Source organism: Streptomyces antnestii (assembly GCF_004005495.1).
GTDB lineage: Bacteria > Actinomycetota > Actinomycetes > Streptomycetales > Streptomycetaceae > Streptomyces > Streptomyces antnestii.
On record NZ_RZYA01000024.1, the window covers coordinates 31653 to 52150 of the forward strand.

Annotated in this window: 21 protein-coding genes; 9 read left to right on the top strand and 12 right to left on the bottom strand. The window is 71.1% G+C overall.

Annotated features, from left to right (window positions below):
• Position 1 precedes the first annotated feature (1 nt).
• Positions 2-2362, top strand: a complete 2361-nt coding sequence (locus EOT10_RS34405) for a ribonucleoside-diphosphate reductase subunit alpha (RefSeq protein WP_127832308.1) — start codon at positions 2-4, stop codon at positions 2360-2362.
• Positions 2362-3378, top strand: coding sequence for a ribonucleotide-diphosphate reductase subunit beta (locus EOT10_RS34410; protein WP_127832309.1), 1017 nt, complete (start codon positions 2362-2364; stop codon positions 3376-3378). Before EOT10_RS34405 ends, EOT10_RS34410 begins: the two co-directional genes overlap by 1 nt.
• Before the next feature lie 10 nt (positions 3379-3388).
• Here EOT10_RS34410 and EOT10_RS41490 read toward each other — a convergent pair whose 3' ends face one another.
• A complete protein-coding gene (locus EOT10_RS41490; RefSeq protein ID WP_189492430.1) occupies positions 3389-3556 on the bottom strand; it encodes a hypothetical protein in 168 nt (55 codons plus the stop codon).
• Positions 3557-3649: 93 nt separating this feature from the next.
• Here EOT10_RS41490 and EOT10_RS34415 point away from each other — a divergent pair, with 93 nt between their 5' ends.
• Complete coding sequence (locus tag EOT10_RS34415; RefSeq protein WP_127832310.1) at positions 3650-4633, top strand: GlxA family transcriptional regulator; 984 nt, start codon at positions 3650-3652, stop codon at positions 4631-4633.
• Here EOT10_RS34415 and EOT10_RS34420 read toward each other — a convergent pair.
• The 11 genes from EOT10_RS34420 to EOT10_RS34470 all read right to left on the bottom strand — a co-directional run bounded on the left by EOT10_RS34420 (position 4599) and on the right by EOT10_RS34470 (position 15311).
• Positions 4599-4976 carry a hypothetical protein gene (locus EOT10_RS34420; RefSeq protein WP_127832311.1) on the bottom strand — a complete coding sequence of 126 codons (378 nt, stop codon included), beginning with the start codon at positions 4974-4976 and terminating at the stop codon, positions 4599-4601. The two genes, EOT10_RS34415 and EOT10_RS34420, sit on opposite strands and share 35 nt — an antisense overlap.
• An 84-nt stretch (positions 4977-5060) precedes the next feature.
• Positions 5061-6437, bottom strand: coding sequence for a bifunctional albaflavenone monooxygenase/terpene synthase (locus tag EOT10_RS34425; RefSeq protein ID WP_127832312.1), 1377 nt, complete (start codon positions 6435-6437; stop codon positions 5061-5063).
• Positions 6434-7540, bottom strand: a complete 1107-nt coding sequence (cyc1, locus tag EOT10_RS34430; RefSeq protein WP_431313357.1) for an epi-isozizaene synthase — start codon at positions 7538-7540, stop codon at positions 6434-6436. The genes EOT10_RS34425 and cyc1 overlap by 4 nt, the downstream gene beginning before the upstream one ends.
• 322 nt (positions 7541-7862) lie before the next feature.
• Positions 7863-8513 carry a peptide deformylase gene (def, locus tag EOT10_RS34435; RefSeq protein WP_127832313.1) on the bottom strand — a complete coding sequence of 217 codons (651 nt, stop codon included), beginning with the start codon at positions 8511-8513 and terminating at the stop codon, positions 7863-7865.
• Between the two features lie 113 nt (positions 8514-8626).
• Positions 8627-9607 carry a tetratricopeptide repeat protein gene (locus EOT10_RS34440; protein ID WP_127832314.1) on the bottom strand — a complete coding sequence of 327 codons (981 nt, stop codon included), beginning with the start codon at positions 9605-9607 and terminating at the stop codon, positions 8627-8629.
• Between the two features lie 150 nt (positions 9608-9757).
• Positions 9758-11038, bottom strand: coding sequence for an HD-GYP domain-containing protein (locus tag EOT10_RS34445; protein WP_127832315.1), 1281 nt, complete (start codon positions 11036-11038; stop codon positions 9758-9760).
• Entirely contained in the window at positions 11035-12360 is a 1326-nt protein-coding gene (locus tag EOT10_RS34450) for an HD-GYP domain-containing protein (protein ID WP_127832316.1), read from the bottom strand. The genes EOT10_RS34445 and EOT10_RS34450 overlap by 4 nt, the downstream gene beginning before the upstream one ends.
• Before the next feature lie 199 nt (positions 12361-12559).
• Positions 12560-12871 carry a mycothiol system anti-sigma-R factor gene (rsrA, locus tag EOT10_RS34455; RefSeq protein ID WP_127832317.1) on the bottom strand — a complete coding sequence of 104 codons (312 nt, stop codon included), beginning with the start codon at positions 12869-12871 and terminating at the stop codon, positions 12560-12562.
• The gene (gene sigR / locus EOT10_RS34460; protein ID WP_189492446.1) at positions 12868-13533 is read right to left on the bottom strand and encodes an RNA polymerase sigma factor SigR; all 666 of its coding nucleotides are present in this window, start codon (positions 13531-13533) and stop codon (positions 12868-12870) included. The genes rsrA and sigR overlap by 4 nt, the downstream gene beginning before the upstream one ends.
• Positions 13534-13807: 274 nt before the next feature.
• Complete coding sequence (locus EOT10_RS34465; protein WP_127832392.1) at positions 13808-14473, bottom strand: alpha/beta hydrolase family protein; 666 nt, start codon at positions 14471-14473, stop codon at positions 13808-13810.
• A 22-nt stretch (positions 14474-14495) separates the two neighbouring features.
• Positions 14496-15311 (bottom strand): SOS response-associated peptidase, encoded by an 816-nt coding sequence (locus EOT10_RS34470; protein WP_127832319.1) that lies wholly within the window; start codon positions 15309-15311, stop codon positions 14496-14498.
• A 50-nt stretch (positions 15312-15361) separates the two neighbouring features.
• On the opposite strand from EOT10_RS34470, the gene EOT10_RS34475 reads away from it, so the two are divergent.
• From EOT10_RS34475 to EOT10_RS34500, 6 genes are all read left to right on the top strand, one after another.
• A complete protein-coding gene (locus EOT10_RS34475) occupies positions 15362-16084 on the top strand; it encodes a M50 family metallopeptidase (RefSeq protein ID WP_127832320.1) in 723 nt (240 codons plus the stop codon).
• 67 nt (positions 16085-16151) lie between these two features.
• The gene (aroA, locus tag EOT10_RS34480; protein ID WP_127832321.1) at positions 16152-17468 is read left to right on the top strand and encodes a 3-phosphoshikimate 1-carboxyvinyltransferase; all 1317 of its coding nucleotides are present in this window, start codon (positions 16152-16154) and stop codon (positions 17466-17468) included.
• Between the two features lie 16 nt (positions 17469-17484).
• Positions 17485-18495, top strand: coding sequence for a ribosome small subunit-dependent GTPase A (gene rsgA / locus EOT10_RS34485; RefSeq protein WP_127832322.1), 1011 nt, complete (start codon positions 17485-17487; stop codon positions 18493-18495).
• A gap of 126 nt (positions 18496-18621) precedes the next feature.
• Complete coding sequence (locus tag EOT10_RS34490; RefSeq protein WP_127832323.1) at positions 18622-18945, top strand: DMT family transporter; 324 nt, start codon at positions 18622-18624, stop codon at positions 18943-18945.
• Positions 18946-19012: 67 nt separating this feature from the next.
• Positions 19013-19807 carry a histidinol-phosphatase gene (gene hisN, locus EOT10_RS34495; RefSeq protein WP_127832324.1) on the top strand — a complete coding sequence of 265 codons (795 nt, stop codon included), beginning with the start codon at positions 19013-19015 and terminating at the stop codon, positions 19805-19807.
• Between the two features lie 283 nt (positions 19808-20090).
• Complete coding sequence (locus EOT10_RS34500; RefSeq protein ID WP_127832325.1) at positions 20091-20492, top strand: CBS domain-containing protein; 402 nt, start codon at positions 20091-20093, stop codon at positions 20490-20492.
• The last annotated feature ends 6 nt before the right edge of the window (positions 20493-20498 follow it).

The window sequence follows — 20498 nt, forward strand, 5'->3', positions numbered from 1 at the left end:
CGTGACCATCGCGCCCGCCGAACCGGCCACAGCGCAGTCCGAGTCGGAGGACAGCCCGGGTACCGCGCTGCTGCGTACCCTGACCGAACTGACCGCCGACCTCCCCGACGCCGACCCCGGCCGGGTCGCCGCCGCCGCGCTGCGCGGCCGGTCCGCCGCGGCGGACGAGGCGGAGCTGCGCTCCCTCGCCACCGAGTCGGCCGCCGGACTCATCTCCGAGGACCCGGTCTACTCCAAGCTCGCGGCACGGCTCCTGACGATCAGCGTCGCTGCCGAGGCCGCCTCGCAGGGCGTCACCTCGTTCTCCGGGTCCGTCGCGGTGGGCCACCGCGAGGGCCTGATCGCGGACCGTACGGCCGAGTTCGTGCGCCTGCACGCCGAGCGGCTCGACGCGCTGATCGACGTCGCCGGTGACGACCGCTTCGGCTACTTCGGCCTGCGCACCCTGCACAGCCGCTACCTGCTGCGCCACCCGATCACCCGCCAGGTCGTCGAGACCCCGCAGCACTTCATGCTGCGCGTCGCGTGCGGGCTCGCGGAGGACGACTCGACGCGTGCCCTGGACGAGGTCGCCTCCCTGTACCGCCTGATGAGCCGCCTCGACTACCTGCCGTCGTCGCCGACGCTCTTCAACTCCGGTACCCGGCACCCCCAGATGTCGTCCTGCTACCTCCTCGACTCGCCCCTCGACGAGCTGGACTCCATCTACGACCGCTACCACCAGGTGGCCCGCCTCTCGAAGCACGCCGGCGGCATCGGACTCTCGTACTCCCGCATCCGCTCCCGTGGTTCGCTGATCCGGGGCACGAACGGGCACTCCAACGGCATCGTGCCGTTCCTCAAGACCCTCGACGCGTCCGTCGCGGCCGTGAACCAGGGCGGCCGGCGCAAGGGCGCCGCGGCCGTCTACCTGGAGACGTGGCACTCCGACATCGAGGAGTTCCTGGAGCTGCGGGACAACACCGGTGAGGACGCCCGGCGCACCCACAACCTCAACCTCGCGCACTGGATCCCCGACGAGTTCATGCGCCGCGTGAACGCCGACCAGCCGTGGTCGCTGTTCTCGCCGGCCGACGTGCCCGAGCTCGTCGACCTGTGGGGCGACGAGTTCGACGCCGCGTACCGCAAGGCCGAGGCCGAGGGGAAGGCCCAGCGGACCATCCCCGCCCGGGACCTGTACGGCCGCATGATGCGCACCCTCGCGCAGACCGGCAACGGCTGGCTGACCTTCAAGGACGCCGCCAACCGCACCGCCAACCAGACGGCGGAGCCCGGCAACGTCGTGCACTCCTCGAACCTGTGCACCGAGATCCTGGAGGTCACGGACGACGGCGAGACGGCGGTCTGCAACCTGGGTTCGGTCAACCTCGGCGCGTTCGTCGACACGGCGACCGGCGACATCGACTGGCAGCGCCTCGACGAGACCGTGCGCACCGCCGTCACGTTCCTCGACCGCGTCGTCGACATCAACTTCTACCCGAGCGAGCAGGCCGGCCGCTCCAACGCCAAGTGGCGTCCGGTGGGCCTGGGCGCGATGGGCCTCCAGGACGTCTTCTTCCAGCTGAAGCTGCCCTTCGGCTCCCCCGAGGCGCAGGCCCTGTCGACGCGGATCGCCGAGCGCATCATGCTCGCCGCGTACGAGGCGTCCGCCGCCCTGGCCGAGCGCAACGGCCCGCTCCCGGCCTGGGAGAAGACCCGTACCGCGCGCGGCGTCCTGCACCCCGACCACTACGACGTCGAGCTGACCTGGCCGGAGCGCTGGGCCGCCCTGCGGGAGCGCATCGCCGCGACCGGCATGCGCAACTCGCTGCTCCTCGCCATCGCGCCGACCGCGACGATCGCGTCCATCGCGGGCGTCTACGAGTGCATCGAGCCGCAGGTCTCCAACCTGTTCAAGCGCGAGACCCTGTCCGGCGAGTTCCTCCAGGTCAACTCCTATCTGGTGGCGGAGCTCAAGCGGCTCGGCGTGTGGGACGCGCAGACCCGCGAGGCGCTGCGCGAGTCCAACGGCTCGGTGCAGGGCTTCACCTGGGTGCCGCAGGACGTCCGCGACCTGTACCGCACGGCGTGGGAGATCCCGCAGCGCGGCCTCATCGACATGGCGGCGGCCCGTACGCCGTTCCTCGACCAGGCGCAGTCCCTGAACCTCTTCATGGAGACGCCGACCATCGGCAAGCTCTCGTCGATGTACGCGTACGCCTGGAAGCAGGGCCTGAAGACGACGTACTACCTGCGCTCGCGCCCGGCGACGCGGATCGCCCGCGCGGCGTCCGCGGCCCCCATCCCCGTCCAGCAGGTGGCCGACCCCGACGCCGTCGCCTGCTCCCTCGAAAACCCCGAGTCCTGCGAGGCCTGCCAGTAATGACGTCTTCCGCCGAAAAGAACCTGCTCGACCCGGGCTTCGAGCTGACCCTGCGCCCCATGCGCTACCCGGACTTCTACGAGCGCTACCGGGACGCGATCAAGAACACCTGGACCGTCGAGGAGGTCGACCTCCACTCGGACGTCGCCGACCTCGCGAAGCTGTCGCCGGGCGAGCAGCACATGATCGGCCGTCTGGTCGCGTTCTTCGCGACGGGTGACTCGATCGTCTCGAACAACCTCGTACTCACCCTTTACAAGCACATCAACTCCCCCGAGGCGCGCCTGTACCTGTCGCGCCAGCTGTTCGAGGAGGCCGTGCACGTCCAGTTCTACTTGACGCTCCTGGACACGTACCTCCCCGACCCGGACGACCGCGCCGCCGCGTTCGACGCGGTCGAGGAGATCCCCTCCATCCGCGAGAAGGCGCAGTTCTGCTTCAAGTGGATGGACTCGGTCGAGAAGCTGGACCGCCTGGAGACGAAGGCGGACCGCCGCCGCTTCCTCCTCAACCTGATCTGCTTCGCGGCGTGCATCGAGGGCCTGTTCTTCTACGGCGCCTTCGCGTACGTGTACTGGTTCCGCAGCCGCGGCCTGCTGCACGGCCTGGCCACCGGCACCAACTGGGTCTTCCGCGACGAGACCATGCACATGAACTTCGCGTTCGAGGTCGTCGACACCGTCCGCAAGGAGGAGCCCGACCTCTTCGACGACGAACTCCAGCGGCAGGTCACCGACATGCTCAAGGAGGCGGTCGCGGCGGAGCTGCAGTTCGGCCGCGACCTGTGCGGGGACGGCCTGCCCGGCATGAACACCGACTCGATGCGCCAGTACCTGGAGTGCGTCGCCGACCAGCGCCTCCAGCGGCTCGGCTTCGCCCCGGTCTACGGCTCGGAGAACCCGTTCTCCTTCATGGAGCTCCAGGGCGTCCAGGAACTGACGAACTTCTTCGAGCGCCGGCCGTCGGCGTACCAGGTCGCCGTCGAGGGCTCGGTCGGGTTCGACGAGGACTTCTAGGCGACAGGGCCTAGGCGGCCTTGGCGAACCCGGCGCGGCGTGAGGTCCCTTCGGCCTCGCGCCGCGCCTTCGCGATCTGGCGGTCGATGCGGCGGTCGTGGGCCATGCCGTACAGGGACGGGGCGGTCAGGAGGAGGAAGACGGCGAGGACGGTGAGGTAGTTCAGTGCTGTGTTCATGGCTCTACTTTCGCGCCGTGCGAGCGGGCGCGGCAGTGGCAGGACTGTCACTGACCCTCGAATTACTGCCAACTCTGCGGCACACTGAAGAGCATGCTGAAAAACGTCGCCGCGGTACTGCTCGACGGGGCGCACCCGTTCGAACTCGGCGTGGTCTGCGAGGTGTTCGGGCTCGACCGGAGTGACGAGGGGCTGCCGGTCTACGACTTCGCGGTCGTCTCCGCCGCCGGGCCGACGCTCACGACCCACGCCGGCTTCACCATCTCCACGCCGTACGGCCTGGACCGGCTCGACGAGGCCGACCTGATCGCCGTACCGGCCGCGACCATGCCGGACACGTATCCGCCCGAGCTGCTCGACGCGCTGCGCCGGGCCGTGGACCGGGGCACGCGCGTGCTCAGCGTCTGCTCCGGCGTCTTCGTGCTCGGCGCGGCCGGGCTGCTCGACGGCCGGCGCTGCGCGGTGCACTGGCGGTACGCGGCCGAACTGGCGGTGCGCCACCCGCGCACCCGCGTCGACCCCGACGTCCTGTACGTGGACGAGGACCCGGTCATCACCTCCGCGGGCACCGCCGCCGGCATCGACGCCTGCCTGCACATCGTCCGCAAGGAGCACGGCGCCGAGGTCGCCAACGCGATCGCGCGCCGCATGGTGGTCCCGCCGCACCGCGACGGCGGGCAGGCGCAGTACGTGGAGCGCCCCCTGCCCGTCACTCCCTGTGACACGGTGGGCGGCGTACTGGCGTGGATGGAGCGGCACTTGGACCAGGCGCTCACGGTCGAGGAGCTCGCGGCGCGCGCCCATATGTCGCCGCGTACGTTCGCGCGCCGCTTCCAGCAGGAGACGGGGACGACGCCGTACCGCTGGCTCCTGCGCCAACGCGTGCTGCGCGCCCAGGAGTTGCTGGAGCGGACGGACGAGACGGTGGAGGCGATCGCGAGCCGCGCCGGCTTCGGCAACGCGGCGGCGATGCGGCACCAGTTCATGAAGGCGCTTGGCACGACGCCCAACGCCTTCCGGCGTACGTTCCGGGTGCGCGTCGTCAGCGCTCCGCAGGCGAGCGGTCGGTGCGCGTGAGACTGCCGGTGACGTCGGGGCCGTCAAGGTGGCGCCGGGTGTGCGGCAGGGGGACCTCGACGAGCCTGCCGCCGTACATCATCCACAGGCCGAAGCAGTCGTCGTCCTCGCCACCGATGAGCACCTGCACCGTCTCCGGACACGGCCAGGGCAGGGACTCCAGGTGGGCGAGGAGTCCGTCCCAGTTGCGGCGCGTGAACTCGATGGTCCAGGCGTCCGACATGCCCACTTCGGCGGGGGTGAAGCACTGGTGCCACTCGCGGTCGCTGTCGGGACGAGTCAGTGGCTCCATCACCTCCTGAGCCCATCGGGCGATGACGACGACTCCTACGTATCTGCTCATCGCGCCAGTATCAGCGGCCTGTTGGCGTGCCGCTCCCGGATTTCCGGGGGCCGGTCACGACCCCCGGAAGACCGGGTCTCCGAGTCAGCGGCGCTCGACCCGCAGCAGTGCCCGCTTGGGCTGGAGCGTGATGCCGATCCGGGGCGTCGTGTCCGTCTCCGGGGCGGGAACCAGCCGCCACCGGGGCGTCACCGTGGCCAGGATGATGGCCAGTTCGGCCATGCTGTAGTGATCGCCGGGGCACTTCCGGTTGCCGACGCTGAACGGCATCATCGCGCTCTGCCGCACTTCCGCGGCGCGTTCCGGCAGCCAGCGGTCGGGGTCGAACTCCAGATGGTCACGGAAGGACCGCGGATCGCGCTGCATCGCAAAGGGGCTGTACACGATGTCCGACCCGGCCGGAATGTGATAGCCGCCGAGCTCGGTATCGACGGCGGCCTGCCGCGTCAATATCCATACGGCGGGCCGTACACGCATCGCCTCCGTGATGACATTGCGCGTATGCACGAGGTCTTTGAGGTCGGCAAATGCGACGGGCCTACCACCCGTCACGGATTCAACCTCGTCGTGCAACCGGCTTTCCTGCCCGGGGTGTTCCGCGAGGAGGTGGAACGCCCAAGTGAGGGTGGACGCGACATTCTCCGCGCCGGCCACGACGAGCGAGACGACCTGGTCGTGCACCTCCTGCTCGGAGACAGAATGGCCATTCTCGTCCTCGGCGCCGAGCAATGCCGCGAGCAGGTCGCCCGGATTGACCCCGGACGCGCGCCGCTCGGCAATGATCTCGTCGACGAGGCGATGCAAATCGGCCAGTGCCCGCTCGAATCGGCGATTGGCCGGAAGTGGCAGCCGATAGAACGGTCCGACGGACAGCACCATGCGCCGGTACAGACCGCTGAAGACGGTGTGCAGCGAGGAGCTGAGCCGGTCGGCCCGCTCGTCGACCGAGTCGACGTGCAGGACCGAGCGGGCGACGATGCGGACCGCGGTGCGGAACACCTCGGCGCCGATGTCGACCGTGTCGCCGGGCTTCCAGCGCGCCGCCATGGCGCGCGCCTCCTCCTCCATCACGGCGGCGTGGTCGGCGATGCGGTCCAGCCGGAACGCGGGCTGGATGGTGCGCCGCTGGCGCCGGTGCACCGAGCCGTTACTGGTCGCCACGCCCTTGCCCAGAAGGACTCCGAGGGTCTCCCAGAGGGGCCCGCCGACCATGTAGTCGGGGCTCTTGAGGAGGGCGGCCACGAGGTCCGGGTCGCAGACCGCGTAGGCCGTCTTCGGGCCGAGCCGGAGGCGGACGAGGTCGCCGTGGTCGCGCAGTCCGGCGACGAAGGCGAGCGGGTCGCGCACGAGGTTCCAGGCGTGCCCGAGGAGGGGCGCGCCACCACCGGCGTACGGCGGCGTGCGCCGACGCGCGGCCTGCGCGCCGGCCGGAATCGAGGATTCTGCCGATTCGACGCTCATTCGTCACCTGCCTGGTCGCTGATGTACGGAGGGGTGGCCCGGTCGTCCCAGCTGTCCACCTGATAGCGGCCCGACTCGTGGTGGAACCAGTACACGGAACTGAACCAGTTCCGCATATTGGAGACGCATGACCTGAGCGCCACCGCGAGGCTCTCTCCCGCTAAAGTCCCGTCCGCCGCCTCGTCCGCCATCCGGAGAACTTCCGGCTCGGCCTCCAGGAATTCGGAAATGCATTCCTGGACCCTTCGGCGGACTTCTTCGACGGCCTCTTCGAGCGAAAGCCCCTCGTGGTGGATGAGGCTGATCCCGAGATTGTGGAGTTCATCGCCCGCGAGTTCCTTGGGCAGTGAGCAGAGGTCGTTGTACCAGGCCGCGAAATCCTGGCACGCGAGCGCGGCGCGCCGGTAGGCGGCGCTTTCCAGGACCTTTTCCGGGAGTTCGTACTGGGCTGTCGGTTCGAGGAGATCGAGCCATATCCAGTGCGCGAAGGTATTCCTCCGCAGCTCGATGTATTCCTCGACCGTGGGGACCGCGCCCGTGGTCCGGTTCCGGAATTCCTGGTCGTACGCGTCGATCACCACGTGGAAGTGGCGGGCGAAGCGGGCGTTCCAGGTCCGGGTCAGCGAGCCGTTCAACCGGACCATACTGTCCGCGAAGGCCGCCACCAGCGGGTCCTTGTGGTGCAGATGGAGCTGAGGTGCCTCGAGTGCCGCGTGCAGCTGCACGGCGAGGCGCCGCCAGGCTCCGGTCCGCCCGTGGATCACGTCGCGGTCGTGGCGGTCGTCCCAGACGAAGAACCACGCGCTGTAGTCACAAATCGCGGAGAGGAGATCGTCGGGGGCGCCTATGTAGTAGCCCGCCATGAGGTCGGTGTAGCACAGGCCGTCGGCATATTTCTCCACCTTGTCCGGCGACATGAGCCGCTTTTGCAGCAGCCAGGACCTCGTCTTCTCCTGAAGCTTCGGCCAATACGGATGCAGATTGCGAGGAAACGCCTCCTCGATCACCGGTAGCGCGAGCGCCGGTGGGACCGCTGTCTGCGTCTGTGTCTGCGCGCGTGTCTGCACCCGAGTCCGTGAAGTGCTGTGTGAGAAAGCAGGCACGAACAAACCCCTCTCAGCCGCCTGGTGGCATGCGCCCCTTCGCTGTGCCGGGCGCGCGCCGTTGCGTATCCCCGCACTTTCTATTCAGCACTACAACTGACCGTTCTGGGAACGGATTTGCTCCCCTCACTACCCCCACACGCCGGAAAAGTCCCCTTAGATGACTGATTTTGGATCATCGGCGGCTGATCCGGTTCGCACACCTGACCGCCCGGGGGTGGCCGGAGGCACACACACGCGAGCGGCACCCGGCCAGGTGAACCCTGGCCGGACGCCGCTCGTGTCACTCGGATGTGCTCAGGGCCCAACGGGCCCTCCCGCATCAGTCGTTGGGGACGACCTCGTAGCGGGGCGTGCCCTCGGCCATCTGCTTCAGGGCGTCCTTGCGCTCACGCTTGGAGAGGCGGTCGATGTACAGGTACCCGTACAGGTGGTCCGTCTCGTGCTGGAGGCAGCGCGCGAAGAAGCCCGTGCCCCGGACCTTGATCGGGTTGCCCTTCTCGTCCTGCCCGGTCACCACCGCGTAGTCGGGGCGGGCGAGTTCGGCGTACGCCGTCGGCACGGACAGGCAGCCCTCGTTCCCGTCGTCGAGGCGGCGCCGGTCGGCCGGCAGCTCCTGGAGCACCGGGTTGCAGACCACACCGGTGTGACGCGCACCGTCGTCGTCCGGGCAGTCGTAGACGAAGACCTTCAGGTCGACGCCGATCTGGTTCGCGGCGAGGCCCACGCCCTCCGCGGCGCGCTGGCTGGCGAACATGTCGTCCACCAGCTGCGCCAGCTCGTCGCCGAACTCGGTGACGTCCTTGCACTCCTTGTGCAGGACGGGGTTCCCGACGACGGTGATCGGCCGCGCCGTACCGCGCGCGACGGCGGCCTCCTCGCGGGCGGCGTTGTCCTCGGTGTCGAGGACGAATCCCTCGTCGTCCACGGGGAGCACTCCGGCGTGCTCGTGCTCGGTGTCCTGCTGCGCCATGTCCGACGTACGCCTTCCGGTGCCTGCTACGGGGGAAATTCAGGGGTACAGACTACGGGGATCGCTCAGCACACCGCTCAGCAGACCGCCCAGCGGACCGCCCAGCAGGTCACTCAGCAGACTTCTTCGAGGTCCCGCCAGTCCCTGGAGTCCGGGCTGTCGGCGACCCAGCCGTCGAGCAGCCCCCGCACGAGCGACGCGGGCGCCGCGACGCCACACTCGCGCTCGGGCACCCACAGCTGGCCGTCGGTGCGGTGGCCGAGCGGTCCCGGATGGCCGGGTTCGCTGTGGTCGTGCGGGTCCAGGTGCTCGCCGTCGCCCTCGTCGGACGGCATCCGCGACTCGGAGCACATCCGGCACAGCAGCCGCACGGAGGACGACCAGTCCTCGGCGGCGAACCCGGCGTCGGAGGCGAGCTGCTCCAGCGCGTCCCGGTCGGCCTCGGTCGCGGCCTCCAGGAGGACGACCCAGGTGGGGACGGGCGAGGGAGCCCACAGTTCGATCTCGTCGAAGACGGGGTACGCGTGCCCGGCGGCCGTCGTCCGCTCGCCGTGGGGCACTCCGTCGTGCAGGACGACCTCGCCCCAGCGGCGCCCGGAGGACGGCAGCGGGATCGACAGGACCTCCATACGGGCGGGGTCGAGCCTGCGCCCCCACACCACCTCGGCCTCCCCCTCCGGCGAAAGCCGCACGGCCGCGCTGCCCAGGTCCATCCCGGTGGGCTCGCCGGCGGCGGTCGCGCCGCCCGGCACCTTCAGTCCGTACGCCTGCCAGGCCCGCCGGGCGAGCGGCCAGTCCTGCAGGGCGGTGGCCGCGATGCCCACGTTCCACCAGTCGGGGGCGCCGGACTCGCGCTCCAGGAGGGCCACCGCGCGCAGGCCCGCGGCCCGCGCCTGCTCCCAGTCGTGCCGGAACTTGTGCAGCAGGGCGAGGTTGAACCACGACTCGGACAGCCACGGCTCGAGGTCGGCGGCCCGGGTGAGCAGCGCGCCGGCGTCCTCGTACCGGCCGTCGCCGATGAGCGTGAACGCCCGATCGGTGGCCTGCCGCCATGAGGCGGAGGGCCGGTGCCGTCCCTTGCCGAAGATCCTCACGATTCCCGCCTGCATTCCCGCCTGTCGGTCCGGGGGGCAGTGCCCTCGGGGGGCCTTCCCCCTCAGAGCACGGCCGGGGCCGGAGCCCCCGGACATCCTCTTCTTCGCATCCAACCACGTACGGCCGGACAGTCGCTCATTACCCATGGGTTACCCCGCGGGAGGCAGGGTCACCCCGCCCCTCGACACGACCCTGGCCAGGGATTCCACCACATCCGGCTGGTGATCGCGCCCCGTCGCGAGACGCAGCCTCTCCAGGGCGGTGAGGGAGCCCTGGGGGCCTTCTCCCCGGGCCATCTCGTCGTATGCGTTGGCGGTACGGACGATCCTGGCACTGAGAGGCTGCTCACGGTAGGGGTCGGCCTGACGCTCGACGACGACGGCGACCTCGGCATCCACACCCGTCTGGCGCACGACGGCCCCCCCGAGCAGCGCGATCCTGCGCTGCTCCTGGGCGGGCAGGGCGGCGGTGGCGCCGTCGGCGATGGGGTCGACGAGGGACAGCTGCCCGATGTCGTGCATGAGGGCGGCGTACTCCAGGACGGTGAGGCCGGGTTCGGACAGGCCGAGGTCGCGGCCCACGGCGCGGCTGAGCGCCGCCACGCGCAGCGCGTGACCCTGCGGTGTGTAGCCGGCGATCTCGGTGGCGCGGGCCAGCGACGTGATGGTCTGCCGGTACGTGGTCCGCACGGCGGCGTACCGGCGGAAGGCGAGCTGGGTGAGGAGCAGGGGGAGGCAGAAGACGGGCAGGGCCCACAGTCCTGCGACGGCCACGGCGAGGGCCATGACGGCGCCGGTCGCGCCCACCGCCGAGCCGATGCCGATCATGGCCCGCAGCTCGTCCCTGAGCAGCGGCCCGAACGGCCAGCCGGTGCGGGCGTGCGCCATGACGGCGGCGAGTACGGCGTCGCACAGGGCGGTCAGGACGAGGAGCAGAACGAGGAGCAGGGCGTAGGCGGCGCCGTCGCCGAACCAGGCGCCGAACCGGCCCTGGTTGTAGAGGGGTTGGAAGCAGACGGCGGCGAACGCGACGGTGAGGACGCGCCGTGCCATGTGGTCGGCGGACGGCCCGCGCCCGCGTGCGAGGTGCGGCACGCAGCCGACGAGCCCCGCCGCGACGACCACGGCGACGACCTGGAGCGCCCCGTGGTGCGTGGCCCGCCCCGCCGTCTCCCCGAGCAGGGCGTACGCGAGCGCGCCGGCGGCCCCCAGGGGTGCGGGCTCCCGGTCCCCTCCGGGAGATCCCCAGCGGGCGAGTTCGCCGACGGCGATGAACACGCCGAAGGCGAGGGCCGTCCCCGGTTCCTCGACGCCGGTCCAGAGGGTGCCGCCGACCGCGGCGGCGGTGAGCGCGAGTGCGAGCCCATGGACGGCCACGGTCGTGGTGAGCGCCCGGCCGCTCCGCGTCCCGGGGGCCTCCGCCCAGGTCAACGCGGAGCCGCCCGCCGCGCGGCGCGGGGACCCGGCAGCTGAGGGGCGGGCTCGTCCGCCGTCACGGCGGGGCGCCACCCGTGCTGCCCGAGCGCCCGCACGAGCGCCCCGACCATCTGCGGGTCGAACTGCGCGCCCGCGCACCGGGAGAGCTCGGCGAGCGCGGCGTCGACGGGCCGGGCCCGCGAGTAGGACCGGGTGGACGTCATGGCGTCGAAGGCGTCGGCGACGGCCACCACCCGCGCGAACTCCGGGATCTGCGACCCGGTGAGCCCGTAGGGGTAGCCGCTGCCGTCCATCCGCTCGTGGTGGTGCAGGATCGCCGCCCGTGCCTCTCCGAGGAATCCGATGCCGCGCACCATCTCGTGCCCGTACTCGGGGTGCAGTTCGATGACGCGCCGCTCCTCGGGGGTCAGCGGGCCGTCCTTGCGCAGCAGACGGGTGGGGACGCCGAGTTTGCCGACGTCGTGCAGGATCCCGGCGAACCTGAGGACCTCGGCCCGCTCGTCCGCCATGCCGAGTTCGCGGGCGATCATCATGGACGCCTGGCCGACCCGCTCGCTGTGGCCGCGCGTGTAGCCGTCCTTGATGTCGACGGCCTGCACGAGCGCCCGGATCGTCGCCTGGTGGGCGGCGCGCTCGCGGTGGTACTGGGCGAACACCCAGCAGGAGATGTACATCGGCAGCAGCACGAGCAGCGCCGCGAGGGGCCCGTAGGGGCTGCGCCACAGGACGGCCATCATGAGGCCCGCCAGGCCGTGCACGGCGACGGGGGCGAGGGCCCGCGGGAACAGACCGCGCCAGGCGGCCCGCAGCGGGACGCGTTCGGCGGCGGCGAGGATCGCGCCGTCCAGGAGGGCGAGGACGGCGCAGAACACCAGGACGGCCGCTCCGGCGGGCACGAGGGCGTACGGGAAGTGGGGCGCGGACACCGCCGCGGTGCCGCCGAGCGCCGCGTGGACACGGGCGGCGGCCCAGGTGGCGAGGGCCAGCTGGGCGGCGCGCCAGGCGCGGCGGGGGGCGGCCGGGCGCCGGTCGGTCGTGGCGAGGAGCGCGCCGGGCACGGCGACGAGGGCGGCGGCCGCCGGCGGCAGGAGGAACGCCCCGGCGAGCAGGACGGGGAAGAAGGTGCCCATGCCCTGCGGCACGCGTCGCCCGATCACGCGGCACCGGCCCGCGTGTTCGCACGCGGCGTACAGGGCGGCGAGGAGGGCGACGGCGGGCCACGGGGTCGTGGGGCCGGCGGCGGGGGCGGCGCACACGAGGGCGCCGGCGACCGCGCACAGGACGCAGCCGAGGGCCAGAGGCGGAACCGTCCGCATGCCGAGTCCCCTCCCCGTGTCCGCTTCAGCTTCCGGAGAATAGGGCGAGGGGACGGGTGCGCGGGCGGCATCGCGAGGATTGCCCGGGCCACCGGCGGCGGATTAGCACATTCGGGTGACAGCGGCACGGAACGGCGGCGGGACGTGACGTACCGCCGTCACGTCCCGCCGATGCAGTGCTTTAGAGGATCAGGGCCGTTCAGGCTTCCCGGAGCTTCGGTGCCGAGGCCGTCACGTCCTGGTCGGGCACGGCCTGCCCGGACCGGATGAGCTCGATGCGGCCCATGACCTTCGACCGCAGGTCGGTCGGTACGTCGTCCTGGCCGCAGCACCGCTTGACCAGCTTCTTCACGGCCTGCTCCAGGCCGTACTTCTCCAGGCACGGAGAGCACTCCTCGAAGTGCGTCTCGAACTTCGTGCAGTCGCTGTCCGGCATCTCGTGGTCGAGGAACTCGTAGAGATGGTCGAGGACTTCACTGCAATCCGTCTCGTGCGGCTCTCCGCAGCTCATGAGCCCGAGCCTTTCGCTTCGTTCGACTCGCCGGCGCCGGCCGGGACCAGCCCACGGTCGCGGGCGTAGTCCTCGAGCATGCCGCGCAGCTGGCGACGGCCCCGGTGCAGCCGGGACATCACCGTACCGATGGGTGTACCCATGATGTCCGCGATCTCCTTGTACGCAAAGCCCTCTACGTCGGCCAGATAGACCGCGATGCGGAACTCCTCGGGGATCGCCTGGAGCGCCGACTTCACGTCCGAGTCGGGCAGGTGGTCGAGCGCCTGCGACTCGGCGGAACGCAGGCCGGTCGACATGTGCGACTCGGCGCGCGCCAGCTGCCAGTCCTCGATCTCCTCGGCAGCACTGCGCTGGGGCTCGCGCTGCTTCTTGCGGTACGAGTTGATGAACGTGTTCGTGAGAATGCGGTACAGCCACGCCTTGAGGTTGGTGCCCTCGCGGAACTGGTGGAACGACGCGTACGCCTTCGCGTAGGTCTCCTGCACCAGGTCCTCGGCGTCGGCCGGGTTGCGCGTCATGCGCAGCGCAGCCGAGTACATCTGGTCGAGGAACGTGAGCGCGTCCCGCTCGAAGCGCGCATTGCGCTCCGTCGCGGACTCCTCGGGCTCTTCCGCCTGGCCGCGTTCGGTACCTGCGTCGGTCCCTGTGACCGGACCCACCTCCTCCAACGACGTCGCGGGGCCGAACGGGACCCCACTCGAAACGGAGGATAGACGACGATCCGGTCCCCCCGCCGCCCGAATGGGGGCGGTCTTCGCCGCGTGCAGCACGCTCCACTCCAGGTCAGCGGCGCTGCTGCGGCTCGGGCAGATGGTCGAACCCATGCGGCGGACTTCCTCTCGTAAGACTCGTACGTTGTCGCAAAATCTTCGACAGCGTTCGCACGCCATCTGCTCCGCACAACAGAAGTGCGCCGCGCAACATTCCCAGGTGCTATGCGAGTGATCCGGCCCACTTCACGACGGCGTCCGTGATGAGGGCGACGGCCTCGTCCTGCCCGATGTCCGCCCGCTTCGGCACCGCGAACCCGTGGTCCCCGTAAGGGACTTCGACGAGTTCGTAAGCGGTCGAGTCGGGGAACTCGGCCGGCTTCCCGAAAGGGTCGTTGCCGCCCTGGACGACGAGGGTGGGGACCCCGGCGCCGAGGAGTTCGTCGGCGCGGGACTTCTCGGGGCGGCCCGGCGGATGCAGCGGGAAGCTCAGGGCGAGGACGCCGGCCGCGCCGAGCTCCACCGCCGTGCGGCACGCGACGCGCGCGCCCGCGCTGCGCCCGCCCGCGACGACCGGGAGCCCGGGCCGCGCCAGGGCGGGCCACACGCCGCGCCAGCCCACGTCCAGGGTCTTCGGCGCGGGCGCCACCTTCTTGCCGGCCACGCGCCACGGCTGCTCGACGAGCGCGACGCTCACGCCGTGGGCGGGCAGCTCGGCGGCGATGGCCTTCAGGTCGCGCGCCTCGATGCCGCCGCCGGCGCCGTGGCTGAGCGCCAGGACGAGCCGGGCCTTCTTCGCGGGCGCCGGATGCCAGGTGATACGCGCCTCACCGGCGTCGGTCTCGACGAGCTCGCTACGGGGCTCGTTACGGGACGTGTTCCTGGGCACATCAGAAGCTTTCTGGGTCACGTCAGAAAAGTGTGCCCTCTTCGGGCCCCTCCAGCTCCTTGAGCAGCTCCGGCCCGTTGTTGCGTACGTTGCTGACCGACGTCGACACGGGATACGCCCGCATCAGGCCCTCCGGCGGCGGCGCGAGCAGCGGCCTCAGGTCGTCGACGTCGGTGCGGAACGGGTCGAGCCAGGCGTCCCAGCGGTCCGGGGTGAGCATCAGCGGCATCCGGGGGTGGATGTCGGCGAGCGAGCGGGGGCCCTCGGCGGGCGCCACCGCGAGCGGCGCGGTCTCCGCCTCGGTGGTGATCACGGTGCACGTCACCCACCAGGCGAGGGGGTGCTCGTCGGGCAGGGTGCGGTCGCGCCAGAACTCGTACAGGCCGGCCATCGCGAAGACGGAGCCGTCGGCGGGCGTCACGAAGTAGGGCTGCTTGCGGGGCCGCTTCTTCTTGCCCTCGACCTCCAGGTCGCGCTCGGCGTCCCCGGTCACCCACTCGTAATAGCCGTCGGCTGGCAGGATGCAGCGCCGGCTCGCGAAGGCCCGGCGGTAGCTCGGCTTCTCGTACACCGTCTCGGCGCGCGCGTTGATCATCCGGGCGCCGCCCTCGGGGGTCTTCGCCCACGACGGGACGAGGCCCCACTTGAGGGTGCGCAGCTGGCGAACCGGATTCCGGTCGGCGGCGTCCTTCACAGGGCGGTCGAGAACCGCGTAGACCTCTTTGGTCGGGGCCACGTTGTAGTCGGGCGCGAGGGCCTCCTCGGGCTCCCACTTCTCGATCTCAAAGATTCCTGCGAGATCCTCGGGCCTACGACTCGATGCATACCGTCCGCACATACGTGCCACAGTGCCAGAATCCGGCCGACCAGAGGGAGCCTTCCCCCACCATGTACGTCATCGCGAGTACCGGCGCCGCCGACCTGTGGGACCGGGTCTTCGGCAGCCAGCCCGACCCGGACCAGTGGGTGGTGTTCGCCACAGCGGCGCTCGCGCTCGCCGCGATCGTCCCCCGCAACATATGGCGGCTCTCCCGCAACGCGATCACCATCGCCCACGAGGGCGGGCACGGCATCGTGGCCCTGCTCACCGGGCGCCGTCTCGACGGCATCAGGCTGCACTCCGACACCAGCGGCCTCACCGTCAGCCGCGGCAAGCCGTCGGGCCTCGGCATGATCCTGACCGCGGCCGCCGGCTACACCGCTCCCCCGCTGCTCGGCCTCGGCGGCGCCGCGCTGCTCTCCGCCGGGCACATCACGGCCCTCCTGTGGCTGGCCACGGCCCTGCTGGTGGCGCTGCTCGTGATGATCAGGAACGCGTACGGCGCCCTGACCGTGATCGTGACGGGCGGCGTCTTCGTGCTCGTGTCCTGGCTGGCGGGCCCGCAGGTGCAGGCGGCGTTCGGCTACGTCGTCGTGTGGTTCCTGCTCCTGGGCGGCGTGCGGCCCGCGTTCGAGCTGCAGAGCAAGCGCCGGCGGGGCGGGGCCGGGGACTCCGACGCGGACCAGCTGTCCCGGCTCACCCACGTACCGGCGGGCATGTGGCTGTTCTTCTTCCACGCGGTGTCACTGTGCTCGCTGATCGGCGGCGGGCGCTGGCTGCTGGGCCTCTGAGCTCCCCCTGTCCCCGGGTGGGGGCGCGTGATCCGGTCCGATCGCCTGAGCCCACTAAAGTAAAGGCATGACCGAAAACCCCGCGCACACCGACCTCTGGCCCGCCCCGCACGCGAGCGGCCCCGTCTCCGCGACGGTCCATGTGCCGGGATCGAAGTCGGTCACCAACCGCGCGCTCGTCCTGGCCGCCCTCGCCGCCGAGCCCGGCTGGCTGCGCCGCCCGCTCCGCTCGCGCGACACTCTCCTGATGGCGGCCGCCCTGCGCGCCATGGGCGTCGGCATCGAGGAGGGCGTGGGCCCGGACGGTTCGGGCGAGGCCTGGCGCGTCATCCCTTCGGGGCTTCACGGGCCCGCCACGGTGGACGTGGGCAACGCCGGCACGGTGATGCGTTTCCTGCCCCCGGTCGCGGCGCTCGCCGACGGCCCGGTGCGCTTCGACGGCGACCCCCGGTCCTACGAGCGGCCGCTGAACGGCGTGATCGACGCGCTGCGCGTCCTCGGCGCCCGGATCGACGACGACAGCCGCGGCTCGCTCCCGATGACCGTGCACGGCGTCGGCGCCCTCGACGGCGGCCGGGTCGAGATCGACGCGTCCTCGTCGTCCCAGTTCGTCAGCGCCCTCCTGCTGTCCGGCCCCCGCTTCAACCAGGGAGTCGAGGTGCGCCACGTCGGCGGCCCGCTGCCCTCGATGCCGCACATCCGGATGACCGTCGACATGCTCCGCACGGTCGGCGCCCAGGTCGACACCCCGGAGTCCGGCGGCGAGCCGAACGTCTGGCGGGTCACGTCGGGCGCGCTGCTCGGCCGTGATCTGACGGTGGAGCCCGACCTGTCGAACGCCCAGCCGTTCCTGGCCGCGGCCCTGGTCACCGGCGGCACGGTCACCGTCCCCGACTGGCCCGAGCACACCACGCAGCCCGGCGACCGGCTGCGCGAGATCTTCACCGAGATGGGCGGCTCCTGCGAACTGACCGAGAAGGGCCTGGAGTTCACCGGGTCCGGCTCGATCCACGGCATCGACGTCGACCTGAGCGAGGTCGGCGAGCTGACGCCGGGCATCGCGGCGGTCGCGGCCCTCGCCGACTCCCCCTCCACGCTCCGGGGCGTCGCGCACCTGCGCCTGCACGAGACGGACCGCCTGGCCGCGCTCACCAAGGAGATCAACGAGCTGGGCGGCGACGTCACCGAGACCGCCGACGGCCTGCACATCCGCCCGCGCCCCCTGCACGGCGGGACCTTCCACACGTACGACGACCACCGCATGGCCACCGCGGGCGCGATCATCGGGCTCGCCGTGCCGGGCGTGGAGATCGAGAACGTGGGGACGACGGCCAAGACTCTGCCGGACTTCCCCGACCTGTGGGCCGGGATGCTGGGGAACTGACGGGCGGATCGAGATCATGCGCCGCTACGGCAAGAACCCCGACGAGGACGACATCCGCGTCCGCCCCAACCGCAAGGGCAACCGCCCGCGCACGAACATCCGCCCGAAGCACGAGGACGCCGCCGACGGCATGGTCCTGACCGTGGACCGGGGCCGCCTCACCGTCCTCATCGACGACGTCCCGGTCATCGCGATGAAGGCCCGCGAGCTGGGCCGCAAGGCGGCCGTGGTCGGTGACCAGGTCTCCGTCGTCGGCGACCTGTCCGGCAAGAAGGACACCCTCGCCCGCATCGTCCGCATCGGCGAGCGCTCCTCCGTCCTGCGCCGCACGGCCGACGACGACGACCCGTACGAGCGTGTGGTCGTCGCCAACGCCGACCAGCTCGCCATCGTCACCGCCCTCGCCGACCCCGAGCCGCGCCCGCGCATGATCGACCGCTGTCTGGTCGCCGCGTACGACAGCGGCCTCGACCCGCTGCTCGTCCTCACCAAGTCGGACCTCGACCCGCCGGACAAACTCCTGGAGCTGTACGGGGCGTTGGGCGTCCCCTACGTCGTCACCAGCCGGGACGAGCTGGAGAGCGGGGCGGCGGTCGCGCGCGTGCGCGAGCAGCTCGACGGCAAGATCACCGTGTTCGTGGGCCACTCCGGCGTCGGCAAGACGACCCTGGTCAACGCCCTCGTACCGAAGGGCAGCCGCCGTACGACGGGTCACGTCAACGCGGTCACCGGGCGCGGCCGGCACACCACGACGTCCGCGCTCGCGCTGCCGCTGCCCGACGACAGCGGCTGGGTGATCGACACCCCGGGCGTGCGCTCCTTCGGCCTCCACTACGTCGACCCGTCGCGCGTCATCCACGCCTTCCCCGACCTGGAGCCGGGCACGGCGAACTGTCCGCGCGCGTGCAGCCACGACGAGCAGGACTGCGCGCTCGACGAGTGGGTCGCTCAGGGACACGCGGATCCCGCGCGTCTCTACTCCCTGAGGAGGCTGCTCGCGACGCGGGAGCGGCGCGAGGGCGACTGACCTCAGCGTTGTTTGCGCCCGTGCCGTGCCGGTAAGTGCATAATCGCGCGCAGGCCGGGCCCAAGATCGAGACGGTGGGGACGGCCCCGAGCGGTCACGGAAGTCGAAGATGCTGGAGGCAAGCACATGGCGTGGCTGCTCGTCATCGTGGCGGGGATTCTGGAGACCGGCTTCGCGGTCTGCCTGAAGCTCTCGCACGGCTTCACCCGCCTCTGGCCGACCATCGCGTTCTCGTGCTTCGCCCTCGGCAGCTTCGGCCTCCTCACCCTCGCGCTGCGCAAGCTCGACGTCGGGCCCGCGTACGCGGTGTGGACGGGCATCGGCGCGGCGGGCACCGCGATCTACGGCATGGTCTTCCTCGACGACCTGGTGTCCGTCCTCAAGATCGTCTCGATCTCGCTGGTGATCATCGGCGTGATCGGCCTCCAGCTGTCGGGCTCGGCGCACTGAGCCCTCTCGGGCGGCCATCCGATGTCCCCTGTGGCCCGAGGGCGACCTCGATCGATACTGTTCACCCATGCCCGACTACCACGATGATCTGCGTCTCGCCCACGTCCTCGCGGACGCCGCCGACGCCGCGACCATGGACCGGTTCAAGGCCCTCGACCTGAAGGTCGAGACCAAACCGGACATGACGCCGGTGAGCGAGGCCGACAAGGCCGCGGAGGAACTGATCCGCGGCCAGCTCCAGCGGGCACGGCCGCGGGACGCGATCCTCGGCGAGGAGTACGGCATCGAGGGCACGGGCCCGCGCCGCTGGGTCATCGACCCGATCGACGGCACCAAGAACTACGTGCGCGGGGTGCCGGTGTGGGCCACGCTCATCTCGCTGATGGAGGCGGGCGAGGGCGGCTACCAGCCCGTCGTCGGCGTCGTCTCCGCGCCCGCGCTCGGCCGCCGCTGGTGGGCCGCCAAGGGTGCGGGCGCGTACACGGGGCGCAGCCTGACGTCGGCCTCGCGCCTTCAGGTCTCCAAGGTCGGGCGCCTCGCGGACGCGTCGTTCGCGTACTCCTCGCTCAGCGGCTGGGAGGAGCAGGGCCGGCTCGACGGCTTCCTCGACCTCACGCGCGCGGTCTGGCGCACGCGCGGGTACGGCGACTTCTGGCCGTACATGATGGTCGCCGAGGGTTCGGTCGACATGGCGGCGGAGCCCGAGCTCTCCCTGTGGGACATGGCGGCGAACGCGATCATCGTGACGGAGGCGGGCGGCGTCTTCACCGGGCTCGACGGACGCCACGGCCCGCACAGCGGCAACGCGGCGGCGTCGAACGGCCTCCTCCACGGCGAGCTGCTCAGCTACCTGCAGCCCTGAGCGCCGCTGCTGCCTGCAGCCCTGAGCGCCACCGCTGCCTGCAGCCACTGCCTGAAGGCCTGAGCGCCGCTACTTGAATGCCGAGCGTCGCGCCGCAACCGCGCGCGGAAGCTCAAAAGCGGCGCAACGGACCCTTCGCGCCCCCTTGTTGACGGCCCCTTCGGCTGCGACTCTGAGAGTCCCCCCACTTGTGAACTTGTGAATCCGTTCTCCAGGTCGGGACCGGAGGCAATCCTTCGGCATCCCGGAGGTCGCGGGTTCACCAAGGAGGTGGCTCACGCCCATGCTCGTCCGCGACGCCATGAGCACGATGGTCCTCACCATCGGCCCCGCCCACACGCTGCGCAGGTCGGCCCGTCTGATGTCCGAGCGCCGCGTCGGCGCGGCGGTCGTCCTCGACCCCGACACCTGCGGCATCGGCATTCTGACCGAGCGCGACATCCTCAACTCACTCGGCCTCGGCCAGAATCCGGACCACGAGACAGCCGGCACCCACACCACGACCGACGTCGTCTTCGCCTCCCCGGCGTGGACGCTCCAGGAGGCCGCCGAGGCCATGGCGCACGGCGGCTTCCGGCACCTCATCGTGCTCGACGACCACGAGCCGGTCGGCATCGTCTCGGTCCGCGACATCATCCGCTGCTGGGCCCCGGCCCGCCGCCACCCCTCGACCCTGGTGAGCTGACGGCCG